The sequence below is a fragment of the Ravibacter arvi genome (genome assembly GCF_039540405.1).
GTDB lineage: Bacteria > Bacteroidota > Bacteroidia > Cytophagales > Spirosomataceae > Ravibacter > Ravibacter arvi.
Window position 1 is genome coordinate 272258 of sequence record NZ_BAABEY010000020.1, and the last position, 14721, is coordinate 286978.

10 protein-coding genes are annotated in these 14721 nt (G+C 47.4%); 2 read left to right on the plus strand and 8 right to left on the minus strand.

Annotated elements, in window-relative coordinates; genetic code table 11:
• Nucleotides 1–125: 125 nt before the first annotated feature.
• The 8 genes from ABD852_RS11125 to ABD852_RS11160 form a co-directional block, all read right to left on the minus strand.
• Nucleotides 126–1901, minus strand: a complete 1776-nt coding sequence (locus ABD852_RS11125; protein WP_345028682.1) for a hypothetical protein — start codon at nt 1899–1901, stop codon at nt 126–128.
• A 108-nt stretch (nt 1902–2009) separates the two neighbouring features.
• On the minus strand, nt 2010–2561 hold the full coding sequence (locus tag ABD852_RS11130) for a hypothetical protein (RefSeq protein WP_345028683.1): 552 nt from the start codon (nt 2559–2561) through the stop codon (nt 2010–2012).
• Between the two features lie 7 nt (nt 2562–2568).
• Nucleotides 2569–8751 (minus strand): FG-GAP-like repeat-containing protein, encoded by a 6183-nt coding sequence (locus ABD852_RS11135; RefSeq protein ID WP_345028684.1) that lies wholly within the window; start codon nt 8749–8751, stop codon nt 2569–2571.
• A gap of 46 nt (nt 8752–8797) precedes the next feature.
• Entirely contained in the window at nt 8798–9439 is a 642-nt protein-coding gene (locus tag ABD852_RS11140; protein ID WP_345028685.1) for a T9SS type A sorting domain-containing protein, read from the minus strand.
• A gap of 536 nt (nt 9440–9975) precedes the next feature.
• Complete coding sequence (locus ABD852_RS11145; protein WP_345028686.1) at nt 9976–10323, minus strand: helix-turn-helix domain-containing protein; 348 nt, start codon at nt 10321–10323, stop codon at nt 9976–9978.
• Between the two features lie 788 nt (nt 10324–11111).
• On the minus strand, nt 11112–12356 hold the full coding sequence (locus tag ABD852_RS11150; RefSeq protein WP_345028687.1) for a hypothetical protein: 1245 nt from the start codon (nt 12354–12356) through the stop codon (nt 11112–11114).
• A gap of 154 nt (nt 12357–12510) precedes the next feature.
• Complete coding sequence (locus ABD852_RS11155) at nt 12511–13191, minus strand: tetratricopeptide repeat protein (RefSeq protein ID WP_345028688.1); 681 nt, start codon at nt 13189–13191, stop codon at nt 12511–12513.
• A 31-nt stretch (nt 13192–13222) separates the two neighbouring features.
• Nucleotides 13223–13804 carry an RNA polymerase sigma factor gene (locus ABD852_RS11160; RefSeq protein ID WP_345028689.1) on the minus strand — a complete coding sequence of 194 codons (582 nt, stop codon included), beginning with the start codon at nt 13802–13804 and terminating at the stop codon, nt 13223–13225.
• A gap of 164 nt (nt 13805–13968) precedes the next feature.
• Here ABD852_RS11160 and ABD852_RS11165 point away from each other — a divergent pair, with 164 nt between their 5' ends.
• Nucleotides 13969–14112 (plus strand): hypothetical protein, encoded by a 144-nt coding sequence (locus ABD852_RS11165; RefSeq protein WP_345028690.1) that lies wholly within the window; start codon nt 13969–13971, stop codon nt 14110–14112.
• A 248-nt stretch (nt 14113–14360) separates the two neighbouring features.
• Nucleotides 14361–14504: a hypothetical protein gene (locus ABD852_RS11170; RefSeq protein ID WP_345028691.1), complete on the plus strand. Its 144-nt coding sequence runs from the start codon at nt 14361–14363 to the stop codon at nt 14502–14504.
• The last annotated feature ends 217 nt before the right edge of the window (nt 14505–14721 follow it).

Genomic DNA, 14721 nt, shown 5'->3' on the forward strand with positions numbered 1-14721 from the left:
TACTGTGCACCGACTTATTCTACCGTGTCCAACCATATACTCAGTTAGTGGTTATTGCGAACCCACTAATCACCCTGCTTTCCCCGACTCACCTGCAGGCTACCTGCCAGGAGGCGAAAACGTGATCAGCCTATTGTAAGACCTGCAAGCCTAAGCTCGACTTCCCCGAGCTCTTCCATCATTTTTAAGCGGTAAGCTTCCGTCTGGTTCGCAATCCGGGGAATCAACCCCTTGTAATAACTGATTCCATTCTGCATCTGCTCTCTAAACCGATTCAAATACTTCACCTTCTTTTCGTTCATAGACAGGACATTTATTTCTATCTCTTTTTTCAGGTAATCGAAGTAAAGGTTCAGCTCGTTTATAAACATATTAGGGCGTCCGGCCTGGCGAAGTACATCCAGCTTACCATAAATATGACCTACCATTTCATCGAGGGAGAATACGCCGGAAAAATAGGCCAGGTTAGGTCCCGGGCAGATTGCTACTTCTGAGGTATTCATTTTTTTCGATATACCCAGTTTCAGGTAAGCTGACGTCACCAGTCCTTCGCAAAGACATAGCTTCTCCATAACATCGGACGCCTGGCGCGCATACTCTGCGTCGGTGAGGCCCGCCTTTTTCAGCGCGTTGAGTTTCAGCTCCTGATATTTCCGGGATGCAGTACAGATGGGTTCTTTGGTAAACTCTGTATTAGACACGAGATATTTTTTTGTACAGGGACTGCCGGGCTTGCCTTTCGCTATCCGCTCGAGGCGCTGTTTTTCTGCCCCGCTTGGCCTGAAATTGTTGAACGGCACACCCAGCGGAGAGGCTCCGCTCACATAAAAATCTTCCTTTTTGGCATGAGCCAACATGCCCAATGTCTGCTCGTCCACGTTCACCGCCTCCGGAACCAACAGGAAGGGACTTCCCCAGCCGGTAGCGTCGAGCAGATAGTGCTCAAGAAGGAAGCTATTTTCCGCTGCCGTGCCAATTCCGCCTTGCACCGAGATCTTCGTCTCCGGGATCTTCAAACATCCTGATTCTTCCCCGGCAAGCGCTTTCAGATAAAGCGCAAAAAGTTCCTGGCGCAATTCTTCACGCTTTTCCTTGAATTCTTCCAGGATGGGCCCGAGGAGAAGGCCTTCTGTTGCGAAAGCGTGCCCACCGCAATTAAGCCCAGACTCTATCCGGAACTCCGACACCCAGATTCCTTTCTTTCCAAGGAACTTGGCTTGTATCAGAGCCGAACGGTAATCGCTGACTTTCAGAATCACCTTTTTTTTCAGGTTCCCATTTTCATCGGGAAAAAAATCAGGGAAACTCTCCAGATAGCTGAACAACCGGGGGTTCATTCCGGCCGATAGCACTACAGAAGACTCCAGTTCGCTCTCAGCAAATCCCTTAAGCGACTCAAGCGCATCACTGGTCGCTATTTCTCCGGTTGACGTCAGATTGAGCTTGTCTACTTTCGCCATAATATTGACGTCAACCGATCCATGCTCCATTCTCCCTTTCATTTCACGCTCAAGGAGATTTTTCTCTTCCCCTTCCTCCATAACCTGCCATTTCCTGTAAAGCAGCTTCAAAAATGATTGTTCCGGCAGCAGCTCAAAGTACCGCATCAACTGTCCCCCGTCTGACAATGCCTCCATCTTAACCTGTTCAAAACGTTCCTTAACCAGGCGCCACATCAAGTTCAGGTAAGCAGTTACCCGTTTGGCGCGGAAGTTCTCTTGCTTGTCGGGAATGGCTTCAAAAGCCCAGCCTTCCCGGGTGGCATAATAAGCCCGCATGCGCTCCAATAGCACGTCGTCGACAATAGAAGCCACAGAGGAAATTCCAAGCGGCGCTACCTTAACCGGTGTGTCCACGGAATACGCCAGTCCGAGTACAGGAATATGAAAAGAATGAATCATGTCTTTAGAAAAATAAATCAGGGGCGAATTACACATTCCCATGAGCGACAGCCTATGATTAATGTCATAAGAATAAACGATCTCAGTTCACCCCGCTTCCTCCTTGTATCACCTGATCCACTTATTAGAACTGTCCGGCTTAGTCTCCAGCCTGACAAACCGAAGCGTATCAAAACGCTCGGTAGGTTCCCGGGTCTTGGAGGAATACGAGAACTTACCGCCGGCCTTTCTCTTCGCCAGTCTCCTTTTTAACAGCAGGGTCGTATCGTTCAGAGCTTTTCCGTCCAATTGCATGACCGGGTAGGCGTAATCCGCGCTGGTCCATTTCTCAATCCTGAAACTTTCGGCGTTCATCGCATAAATACCCCACCAATACGGAGCGGCTTTATGGCTATTTCGATAGCGTTCATCAGTAAAATAGTCCTTCCAGGCAATAACACTGTTCCTTCTATCACTTTCAAGCATCAAAAGCGCACCATCGCGATAGAAAACAAGAACTTGAGTATAACTGGATGCGTCCTTTTCGAACTGGCCGAAATAAAATCCGGTGGTAAGAAAAGCATTGCCCGTATTGCTTTCCCTAACAAGGGATAGCGGACGGGTTCCCCTGCACCCGATTACTAATGCGAAAGTAATAAGACCAACAGCGAGCATTTTCATAAGTAAGTCACCAATTGCTATAAGGATTTAACGCGGGATAGTACCCGCCATAGGGTCTATTCGGGCGGTATGGGGACGCAAGCCAGGGAATCCAGTTCTGTGGTTTTATTTTACCATGGGCAAGCCAGTTTTGAAATGCGTGCCCGAATAAGTAGTGATCCCATCCCAGACGGTGTCCTTTATATCCGAGAAAAAGGGGTGCGAACAAGTGGTCATGTATTTCAGGGTTCATTACTCTGCCGTGAGGAAAGCCCGTCTCCGGCCCGCCAACAAGTCCCAGATCCCGGTAACCGGTAAATATTCTGGTACCGATAGAAAAGTCTCCCCGGCTAATCGTAAAGGCTGCAGAACGATAACTGTCTGTACCTCCACCAGCCCAGCCGCCAAAAGGCACGCCGTCATTTTCATAGCCGATTCCCCATTCTTTATAACGCAGTACAAGATTCCCGGCTCTGTTCCCGGTTGCTCCGCCCCAGGCGGTTGTCCCGATACCACCTCCCCAATTACGCGAAAAATAGCCCACACCAGCACTCCACACCCCGCTCCATTCAGAAAACTGCCCCGTTTTCCCACCGGCGTCCAGATGGTTATAACCATAAAAATAACTGGTGCCGAAACTGAAATCACCTGCGCGATAGTTAATCGTTCCTCTCAGTCCCGCCCTGCCCCCGTGAGAACCGGCGGACATACCCAAGCCGGCACTTATAGTTAGCCGGTTACCTACCGAAATCTGGGCAGCGGATGCCTGGCTGCTGATTTGTGCGCCGGCAACTTTTTCAGTAACCTTCCAGGCTCCGCAGTCACTGCATCCCATCCCTATCATGGCGCCGGCCCCTACGGACATACCCAACCCGATCCAATCCCAGTTGCGAAAAGACTTTTCCCGCGCCAGGTGAATGCCCGTGTAGATGGCGCCGCCTGTCACGCCTCCGATTACGGCACTCCAGAGTTCACCATCGGGATCGGTATAGAGAAGTGGGTTATTTCTCGCATAAGTGTACCGGTTGTAGTCCTGTGGATAAGACGGATCAGGCACATGGTTGTCAGGACTCAGCATTCTTGCCGTTGTCGGGTCATAAAGCCTGCCATTCATATTGATCAGCCGAAAATGATCCCAATGCTCGTGGCCTGTAAACCCTCTGGAAAGCCACGGAGGTTGTGCGACCGAAGATGAATCAGATAATAGCGACCATGAAAAAGCATCTCTTCTTCTTCCCCATGCGTCAAATGACTGTTCAACTTCTAATGAGCCGGCTGGGTCGGTCGCGGTAAGAATGGAGCCGAGGTGATCAGTAAAGGTATAGTGAATGGTATGTTGGTTAGCCCTGCTTTCGACAATTCCAACCAAACCCGGCGGGCCGTTCACGTACTGCACAAACGTCTGTTTGCCCTCACGATGTTCCATTTCAAAACCCGCTTGAAAGTAGTACCGGGAAAACCGCACTTTGCCGCCTTGACGAAGCTCACTTTTGATACGCTGATGATCCGCACCATACCGGAGATCCATTTGAATCGTACCCAAACCCCTGCTATCTCTTTTTATTCTAAGGGGCTGCGAAAAATCAGTAAACATAATTTCCTGACGAAAAGAAGGCAATCCAAATGGGTCCGACACAGACACAACCGCATTAACACGCTTTTCGTCATACTGATAAACACCCACATCACTTTTGAAATCCACATTCCCGTTTGCATGGTAGCTCACTTCCTGATTCTGCTCCTCCGGCCGTCCGGCAAGTGTTAGCCTGTCAAGGTGATCATAGGTAAACCATTCAGCTTTTCTCTTCCTGTCGTCACGCCGACCGGACAAAGTACCCCTGGAGTAGTTCCAGGAAAAATGCAAATCCTGTATTTCTGGCGTAAAATACCTGACCGGGAAACCGTGTTCGTAATCTACCAGAGACGTCTCGATATTCCCTTTTTTATAACGTGTCACCTGGCCCAAGCTATTGACTGCCAGCGTCTGATAGATAATCTCTGCATTCTTTCTTATCATCTCAAGATATCCGCTGGAATTGTAGTCATAGCTGATTACCAGTCCGGAAGGATAGGAAATCGAGGCTATGTCTCCATTGGGTGTATAGGTATATCCCGTTTTGAAGACACCCAGCTCATTTTCCTCGTGTATGAATGCCAACCTCCCCTGCCAATCATATGCATATCCGGTTACATCCGTTACCGTCGGCCCAGTTACCTGTTTTATTTTTCCTCTCCTGTCTCCCGCTGAATTCGCGACGCCATATGAAAACGTGACTTCCCCCTCTGGTCCCAGGCGACTTATCAACTGTCCACCAGGGTTGTATGCCATAAAGTACTCTTTGTCGCCACTGTTTTTTTGCCATACCAACTGGCCAAAGGCATCATATTGATATTGTATGCAACCGGCATTCCGGTCTTTCAACCCGGTTTGCCTACCCGCCTCATCATACTCGAACTCCATCAATGCCTTGCCCCCCGAACTAACCTGCTTCAATCCGCCGTGACTAAAGTATTGATACAAAAGAGTTTCTTCCTTATCAGACACCCGGATCAGCATACCTGCAGCATCAGTCGTCCTTGTTATGCCTTTGCCTTCCAGAGTAGTCGTAATTGTCTGCTCCCCGTTCTTTGCTTCATAGTCGAATGTCGTAGTACCCAGAACGCCACGATTAATGGATGAGGATCTTCCCAGCTCGTCGTAGGTATATATTGTCGGATCAAAAGGCTCGCCCGGCTTATGTGAAGAAGTCCGGGACGACAAATTTCCCCGCAAGTCGTAGGTAATTAAATTCATTGACCAGGACCCGTCAAAGTTTTGCATCTCTTCTTTGACTACGCGCCCTGCAATGTCGTAATACGCCCTGAAACCAGGCTGCCCTTCTGTTTTCAGCTCACGATACCAAACCGCACCTCCCTCGGTTGTCCAGCCTTCAATTTCCTTTTTTGTGCGCCCGTCGGGCGGAATGGTTTCTTCAAGCCTTCCGAAGCCATCGTATCGAAATGAGGTAGCCAGTTCATCAATATCTTCACGCAGAAGAGGAACACCCCATCGTAAATCGTAGCGGGTAAAACTGCTGAATCCCATTTCATCGGTCATCACCACCGGGAACCTCCCCTTTTCATCAAACCGGCTTGATGTTTCCCGCTCCGAAGCACCGTCGGTCACAAGAGTACTCGTTAAATTGCCGAACCCATCGTAACTGTAGCGAAAGGATAACCCAGGGGTAGTCCCGTGAAAATCAGTTTTTAACTCCAATTGTCCGATCGGGTTGTACTGAAATACGGTTGTGACAGCAAAAGCCTCTTCCCCTTCCCTCTTGCTACTTACTGAAAGCAAGGTAGGTTTATTAGCAACCGTACCGCCGAATTGCTCGTACACGGTATTTGTTTCAGTCTCAAGAACTTTGGGTATGGTTTCGACACTTTTTGTAATATTTCCGTAAGCATCAAAAACCCGCCCAATCGCTTTGGTGACCCCACGGATCTCGTCACGCTGCCTGATATTACGTATGCCCGCCCAATAGCGTTTTGTCCCGGCTCCCCTCACTTCGTGCTCGTATACGGTCGAAGAAACTTCCCGGCCGCTTGCAAGGGAAACCCTTGTTTTCCAGGGAAGCAGAACGGAATAATAGGTATCGATAATGTTCTCATCGACTTTGACAGTCTCTGATGCGCGATCTTCAATGCGTCGTTTTGCAAAGCCAAGGAAACCTTTTCCCCCTTTATGGAAAACGGCACCATAATAACGATACCCGATAGTACTATTCCCCGACGCCCCGTTCGAACGACTTATTTGCGACACCAGCGAAGCTACCGGATTTTGTATCACGAGCGGAAATTCGGAACGGAACCCGTCGTTGTTAAAAAAGCTGCTGTTGCCCACGGTTTTCTGGTACTGCCATTCAATTTCATAGCCAACCCCATTCTTCACCCGATGCAGCTTGCCTTCAGCGCCATCCGGATGAAAATATCTGCAATACAACGTTCCGCCCAGAGCAGAAAACAAGTCGGTACGCCCGTCGCCATTCAGGTCGGCAGGAGTAGGCTCAATATAAGTTCGGGAGATTGCTTTTACCGGAGAAATGTTAGGCGAGTAAGGCCCCTCTACGTAGCTATCATAACTGACCTGACGATAAGTAAATGAATCGCCCGTACTATAGTAAAGATCATTGCCGGAATATACATATGTGTAAGCCGCGTCGGGAAACATCACATAATTAACTCGATCCCAATCATAAGAAAGGTCACTTCTGCCATCCCCGTTAAAATCCCCTACTTTGAGCATGTTGGTTCCGTTCACTTTCACCTCTGCAGGCCAGGAGGGTTGAATCGAAAGAGACCTCCGGAGAACACTTCTTCCTGTTGAGGTGTAAAGGGTCAAAGCCATGGTGGCACTGTTAAACAACACGAAATCCGTTTTACCATCGCCGTTGAAATCCCCCGGAAGTATTTTTTCATCCATATCCAACGTCGGATGCTGGTAAAGGCTCCGGATCTGATTGTCTGAAAAACTAAAGATTTCAAAATAATTGTCCTTGATCAAAAGCAAGTCGTCTTTACCGTCGCCGTCGAAATCCAGGACTTCTATCTTTTCGACATTCTGCCACTGTGCAACAGGAATGCCGAGTGATTCATCCGGGTCAAGCGGCAGGCAGGTCCATACCTCCGTCGCATTTTCTCCGATAAAAATTCTTTTCGACTGGTTGTGACTGGTCAGGAACAAAAGATAGCTCATTCGACCAGTTCCCCTGAAGTCTCCGGTCACGATCCAGTGCCTGGCGCCGGTCACCCCTGCCAGGAAGTCCGTCGGTAACGGAAGCTGTTGGATTTCAAAAGGAGAGGACTGATTTTCCACCTTCCGATAAAGCGTGAGGTCGTCTATATAAAATACCCCTTTGGGATTGGTAACAATTCTAAGCGTGAGTATGTCGCTTAGGCCATCGCCGTCAAAATCGCGCAGACTGACCGGCGCACTATGCCCCCGTACATTTGCGGGGCCGTTGATAATAGTTCTCGCGGGAAGCAACTGTGTTGCCAGAAGAGAATAGCCTTGCGACATTGGAGATTGCTTCGCCCATATTTTGAACTCGGAAGAAAATTCATATCCGTTCTCCGGTTTACCAGTGCTCGTAACCAAGTCATTTAAACCATCTCCGTTAAAGTCGGCAGCAAATGAAACCAATTCATCACCGAGCGGCATATCTTCCGTGGAACTAATGCAGACAGCCCCGGCTTCCCCATATTGAAAAACAGTCGGGTTGAGCAGATCTGTAGGTTCCGCGCCATACTCCCGGATTAGCTTCAGATAAGAATTCGCTTCGTCATGGCCGTATTCAAACTGATAAGACCGAACAGCCATTGCTTCCGCATATACTTCTATTGCTGACAGCAGCCATTTGCTTTTGACAGCAGATCCGGCAATGTAGGAGGTTCTCTCATCTGAAAATGCACCTTCTTTCTTCGGTAAATAAGTAAAGCGAACTTCGTTGTAAGGAACCAGGCCGGCCTCGGCATTACCGGTGTACAAAATTTTAAGAATCCTGGGATCCCGGCCGCCATCATCATATACGTAATCTATATAATTCCCATTGGGATAGATCATTCTATTCAACATCCAAAGCAAAACGGCAGATCCGTCTTCAGTTGCAAATCTGGCATTGGCGACACTCCCGTACTCCATTCTGACTCCGTCGCTGGTGACCATTTCAAACCATTCCGGCCCAGTTGCCTGCGTTTTTTTGAGAGTAACAATAGAAAAATCTTCTCCTTCAGTTCCGTAAGTAGAACCTTTGGTACCATAAGCCCCCGCAATACTGACCAGACGCCTGCCGTCAAGCGAAAAGCGGTCATTAATCCCCAACCCGACAGGGCTGGTAATACCGTCAAAATATCGGGATTGAGAAATACGTCCAATTACAGACGGTCCGGACAGATGCCAACCCATTCCGGCTATTCCCGGTCCGGCGTGCGAGTCGTACTCGAGTGACAGTGTTGGTTGTATCCCTCCTGTCCCGGGCGGCAACAGTATCGGAACTGAATAGGTCGCTGAACCGGAAAGCGAAACGTCGGAAAGGCCGGCGGTACCTCCGACAGTAAGTGTTTTGTCTGGTCCTCTACTGTCAAATTCATCTCGGCTCAACAAGCCTGAATGGTTCTGGGCTTGCAGGAACAGAGAATAGGTGGCCAACACCAGGATAATAAAAGATTTCATAATTGTATAGTATGATTGGTACAAGAAAGCGAGCATTCAAAGGGATCTATTCCTTCACAATTCGATAGGTACTTGTTTTGCCGTCGGTCTCCGTCAAACGAAAAAAATACAGCCCCGGGGGAAAACCCCGGAGATCAATGGGGATCCCGGACGATAAACGGGGAATACTAAGCAGTTTTTTACCATCCGGTGCGAAAAGATCCAGCGCGAAGGTATCTTTGATCCCGTACACGGACAGGGCGTCCGATACAGGATTGGGTCCGAAACGGATTTCACCCTTAAAAGGTACATTACGGATAGGTGTATATTCTTTCGTCCCATCCAAATCCATGATCCTGATCCGGTACCAATTGCTCCCCGCTACAGGATGAAGGTCCAGCCAGGTATAGCTTTTCGCGGTTTCAGAACTTCCGGCAGCAGTGACTACAGCAAGTTCATTCCACGACTTCCCGTCAGAGCTTCGCTCTATCCCGAAATAGTCCGACTGGTCTTCCGTTGCCGTCCGCCAGGCCAGTGTTACCGCATTTTCTGCCCGGCTGGCGTTAAAATACACAAGTCTTACGGGAAGCGCACCGTCGCGGACACTTAGAATCTGATTTCCCGCATGATCATAAGAAAAGTTAACCAACTGAGCGTTGGACTCGATGGCCGGAATACAGGCCATCCACAGTAAACTCTGTACGCGCATAGTATTTGTCCATTAAGTATAGTAGATGCTGAAAACGGGTAATAAAAATTACTTTGGAGATGTGATTGCTCACAAAATCCATCCAGCGAATGGACATGCTCTGCTACAAAAACTGATCATCAGAGCATGTCACATTCACCTGTGAACGCCGTGAAACTAGTTTGCCACCACTCTTACGGAGTCCTGATCATATAGTATGTATAGTGTGCGCATCAATTTCTTACAACGTGTACGTGCCGGAAGACCAATACCTGGTTCGCTCCATCTCAAACCCGGCCCGCATAAACGATACTTAGAATACTGACTTTATGAAATAGATCAACTTCTATACCCAAGCAAAATTCTGTTCAAGTTGTAAAGATTCAGCCGAAAAAATAACGATCAAATCTATATATCCATAGACAAAATAACCTGCTTACAACCACTCGGCTACACAACTATAGAACCGCTTCTTCCAAAAATCGATTTCTAAACAAAAATATCAAACTTTAGAATAGAATAAAAACAATCCGTACCTCAATTTTGATAAAGTAGGTTCAAATACTACCAAAACCATTGAGCCGATCCGGAGAAACATGCCTGTCGAAAACGATACTGATCCGTTCCTGGAATGATTTCAACTCAAAGAGACGGAACCAATGAAACAATATCTCCTTTTTCTCCCTGGCAAAGTGATCGAGCATCATATACCCCCGCTTCATTAACTTTTTGCCAATCCTGTTTTTACTGTTATGAACGCTCTTGGTCGTCAGACACAATTTCTCACCGATTTCACCGGCCGACTTCCCCTCAGCCAGTAATAACAAAACCTGCCACTCTCTTTTCGTGATGGTTGCCAACCGCACCCGAATGTCTCTGCTTTCATCATTTTCGTATAGTACCATGTCTGTAAACTTATATTGTAGGAGAATAAATTTAACGTAAAACCCGGCATGAAGCTAAGCCCGGTGATGCATCGGATATCCTTCAGCAATTGCAAAAAGCTGGTCAAATCAGTGAAGACAGATCGAAAAAGAATAACCGAACACGTCATAAGCACAATTTTGGTTAATAAAAAAAACCCGGCAAACAGTTAAAGTTTCCAGATACGTTGAGCAAACGTTTTACTAACTAGGAGTGCGGTGTTCAAATTGAGAAAAAAATTGGCCTGAGTTAGTAACTCAGACCAATTTCGTGATACACGGTAAATGCTATGCTCATTTCCATGTATGTATAAGGTGTTTGCACTTTAGCCACTGAATCCAGAGATCATATGCTAATAATAGCTAAGGCCCCCCAATACGACCTCTTTCTCCAGGCTTAAACTTAGGTAATTAACAAAAACATTATTTAATCTAACCTGATTGCTTATAGGTAACAGACTTTCCGACTTTTTTTTCTTTTTTTTCATTTACTTGAAAAAAGACGCCGTTCTTCCCTCCAAAACCGAATAACAGGTGTCACAATCCTTCTCCAGAGGGCGGGTCGGGCCAGTACACGTGCCTAGATACTTCCTTTGCCATTTCCGCGACCCTGCCGCAAGGATCTCCCAAACCCTCGGTAGAAATTGCTTTGACAGCCCTCTCACGAAAAACGTGGTCCAATTTTATTTTTTTCTGAAGAGCCCGGTATTCGTCTTTGGTCAAATAGCCATTTTGCGCCTTTTCCAACAATGCCTCGATCGATTCTCTCTTCATTTTACAAATAAGTCATAGTATCCATTTTCAATCAGAATGTCGCGTAGCTTCTTCAGGCAAGGTTTTTCAATATCGTTCATTCTCAGTGTCTCAAACGCTTCTTTCCCGTCGGTCTGGATTCCAAAAAACTCCCATTGAAAATAAGACCGGCAGGCGGGTTCCAATTTATTAACATAGTAACGCAAAAGTCTGTTTCGTTCGCTGTTGCCGGAGGAAGAAAAATCCCTGGTTTGGCTTACAGCCGCACTTTTCTTAGGTCTTACAGACACATCGTCGTCATACTGGCTATCCTGTCCGCAGCATTCCTCCTCATCAAACTGCTCATCCATTCGCTTTCTCTTTCCCCAAAACCGCTGAATACGCTTGCTGCTCAGAATATTCCCGATAAAAAAAGTATCCAATCCGGTATCAATCCAGATCTCATCGGGCACTTTGCTATAAGCATTCCTGCGCTTGATCAGGTAATCGAATGTTTCGCCCACAATCACTTCCGCGAGATCTTCATGGTTGGGAGGCAGGCGCGTACTCACGAAATTGACCAGCTGCTGCCTCCGTTCAAGGAAAAAATGGGCTTCCTCCTGGTTTCTAAAAAGATAGATATAAAGGCACAGCTGCTCATATAAATATTTATCAAACACCCGACCCCAAAGCGAAAGGCGAAGATCAGGCGTAAACCTGAACAAGTATTCCTGTTTTGATTTCCTGTTGACTCTGAGTGTAACAAAACATCTCAATGCACGGATCAGAATTGCATGCGCGTCACCGTCCGTATAAGGAGCGGCCAGGTACCTGTTTACGAGATGTCTGCGGGTGCTCGCCTTTTGATCCTGACTATAGCGTGTAAAATAATCAGTCAGTCCTTTAAGGAACCCTAAACCTTCTTCTGCGTACCGGTTGACAACGTCACGATAGTAAGTAGGTTCTTGTAATATGGCGTTTTTCCAGATACAGGCTTTTACCAGGTCGGGGATGGCTTTTTCTACAAGTTCGACGGTCCAGAACCGCCAACTGCTCCGTGAGCAGCGCAAAATATTACACAACTCATCCAAAACCTGCCATTCCAGCGGATTGATCCGGCAGCCGGCAGGCAATTCGTTTTCATCCGTGGCTTCGACGCAAACGGAAATTGTCCTGCCGAATATTTCACCAACACGGTGGTGCCAGTATTTTAGATCTTCCTCCTGCCAGGCGCCAAAAACGCGGGTAAGGTTAGGAGATTTGAATATTCTTGGATATTGCATGTCCCGATCAGACTAGACCCGATGAGCGGTAGCCATCTCGTGGCCCAACTGCCTCCGGATAGCTGAGCCCACCATGTATTTTGTTCCCGCTTTGCTGCCGACCGGAACTACTCCCGGTCAAAACCCTGCGATTTTTCCCGGGTGCCGAAAAAGCCTACGACAACGCGCGTGAATATTGTATTTGCAGCCAGATCTTCCAGCGGTTCACTTTTGAAACCTGGTATTCACAATCCTGGCATTCATTAAACTGGCGATACAGCTGATCCGCCTTACTGAGGCTTCCGCTTTTCAGATAGGCCACTACCAGGTGCCATTCGGCGGCTTCCCGGAAGTAGGATCTCAAATCCTGATTCTCAAGAACAGTTTCAAAATCCCCCACGGCAGCGGCATATTGCCCTTCGGCTATATGCGCCTGACCGGCAAAAAACCGATCGAAAACAGCCCTTCGATCCGGTCGCATCACGCTTTCATCAGCACCCCGGATGACTGTAAAATCATTTTCGGAATCCGGGAAAACCGGGAGGCTCGTCAACAAAAAAGAAAGGCAGCTTACCGCGATTACGCATGCTGCACCGGCGTACTTCAAAACTCTTCTGTAAATTGTCCACCTTCTCTCCTGTCTCTGTAAAATCCGGATTTGGTTTCTCAATTTTTCTTCGGTAAAAACCTCATGAAGAATATTCCTGGCAACAGCCTGCTCTTCCAGCTGGCCGGCCAGTCCGTTATCTTCCAGGACAGCCGCTTCAAAATGTCTGCGCTCATCACAGGACATCGCATCCGAAAGGTATTGGTCGATCCAATCGGTGATGTCTTCGGGGGTTCCAGGTTTTTTCATTTGTTTTTAGTATTAGCTTGTATGTCAGAGATTATATGGTGCCAAGGTATTTCTTTATCAGTCCCCTGAGTTTTAACATGGTGCGGTGCTTCATCATTTTAGCAGCATCCGTACTCTTCATATTCAATTGAGCGGCAATCTTCTCCAACGGCTCTTTACTGTCATAGTATTGCCGCAGCAACTCCTGTTCAATCGGGCTCAGCTTAGAGAAGACGGCCCTGAAAGTATTGGTCTCTTCGCTGTCCAGAAAAACCATGTGGGGATCGGGGTCGGTAACTTCAGTTCTGACAAAAAACTCCGCAATCCTCCTGGTATCTGCATTTCTACGGCTCAGAATAGTAATCCACTGGTTCATCGCCATCCGATAAATGTAAGTCGACAGCCTTACATTTTCCTGGTGAACGAATTTTCCCGAAAGAAGCTGCGAACGGAATGTAAGCAGCACTTCCTGAACAAGGTCTTCAGCATCATGCAAATTCCCTCCATTGGTGCAGACGATTTGTGTGATCATCTGCCCACAGGTTTTGTACAAGCGCTTCAACGATTCGCTTACCAAACGATCGTCTTCCGACAGCATGCCTTCGATGATATCGCTGTCCGAAAAACTATTCATACCCTTGAACACTCAATTGCTGTTAATAGGTCCTGACACCTCTGAAGTAACAGATTACTCCAAAAAAAAGCCTGGATTAAAAATATTTATTAAAAAAACTCGGCTGTTAACTAAATCCTGCCACTTAATACCTTCAGAAACATAAACATTCAAACACGAACACAATGAAAAAGCTCCTTTTACTATTTTCTGCTATTTTACTTCTCAACGCCTGCTCGCAACAGAATATCGAGCCTTCGTCTGTTAACGATGAACCGAAGCCTCCCAAAACTACCTGCGGCGGCGCTGAATGTGCTCCGGACCGGTAATCCTGCTTTTTTCAAAATCATATTTTCCCAAATCTTATCCAACTACAAGTTTTTACTCATCATGAAAAAGCTTTTCTTTTTCGCAGCAACTCTGCTCCTATTTAGTGCCTGTTCCCAGCAAAACATCGAGCCATCCTCGGTTAACGACGAGCCGAAGCCTCCCAAGACGACATGCGGTGGTGCTGAATGCGCTCCGGACCGGTAATCTCATTCCTTTCAAAAAATATTAATCATATATCAGACTCATCATGAAAAAGCTTTTTTTCTTCGACACAACGCTACTTCTGTTTACCGCCTGTTCCCAGCAAAACATCGAGCCTTCGTCGGTTAACGACGAGCCGAAGCCTCCCAAAACTACTTGTGGCGGTGCCGAATGCGCTCCGGACCGGTAATCTCAAATCTCTCTAAAAAAAACATATTATTCTACCATAATCTAACACTTCATGAAAAAGCTTTTTTTCTTCGCCACCACTCTGCTCCTGTTTAGTGCCTGTTCCCAGCAAAACATCGAGCCTTCATCTGTCAACGATGAGCCGAAACCTCCCAAGACGACCTGCGGTGGCGCCGAATGCGCTCCGGACCGTTAACAATATACTACGCACACTCAGT

What these genes read in the sequence shown, in the direction of transcription:
- ABD852_RS11125 (WP_345028682.1), bottom strand. Translation starts at nt 1,901, where the DNA reads ATGATTCATTCTTTTCATATTCCTGTACTCGGACTGGCGTATTCCGTG.
- ABD852_RS11130 (WP_345028683.1), bottom strand. Translation starts at nt 2,561, where the DNA reads ATGAAAATGCTCGCTGTTGGTCTTATTACTTTCGCATTAGTAATCGGG.
- ABD852_RS11135 (WP_345028684.1), bottom strand. Translation starts at nt 8,751, where the DNA reads ATGAAATCTTTTATTATCCTGGTGTTGGCCACCTATTCTCTGTTCCTG.
- ABD852_RS11140 (WP_345028685.1), bottom strand. Translation starts at nt 9,439, where the DNA reads ATGCGCGTACAGAGTTTACTGTGGATGGCCTGTATTCCGGCCATCGAG.
- ABD852_RS11145 (WP_345028686.1), bottom strand. Translation starts at nt 10,323, where the DNA reads ATGGTACTATACGAAAATGATGAAAGCAGAGACATTCGGGTGCGGTTG.
- ABD852_RS11150 (WP_345028687.1), bottom strand. Translation starts at nt 12,356, where the DNA reads ATGCAATATCCAAGAATATTCAAATCTCCTAACCTTACCCGCGTTTTT.
- ABD852_RS11155 (WP_345028688.1), bottom strand. Translation starts at nt 13,191, where the DNA reads ATGAAAAAACCTGGAACCCCCGAAGACATCACCGATTGGATCGACCAA.
- ABD852_RS11160 (WP_345028689.1), bottom strand. Translation starts at nt 13,804, where the DNA reads ATGAATAGTTTTTCGGACAGCGATATCATCGAAGGCATGCTGTCGGAA.
- ABD852_RS11165 (WP_345028690.1), top strand. Translation starts at nt 13,969, where the DNA reads ATGAAAAAGCTCCTTTTACTATTTTCTGCTATTTTACTTCTCAACGCC.
- ABD852_RS11170 (WP_345028691.1), top strand. Translation starts at nt 14,361, where the DNA reads ATGAAAAAGCTTTTTTTCTTCGACACAACGCTACTTCTGTTTACCGCC.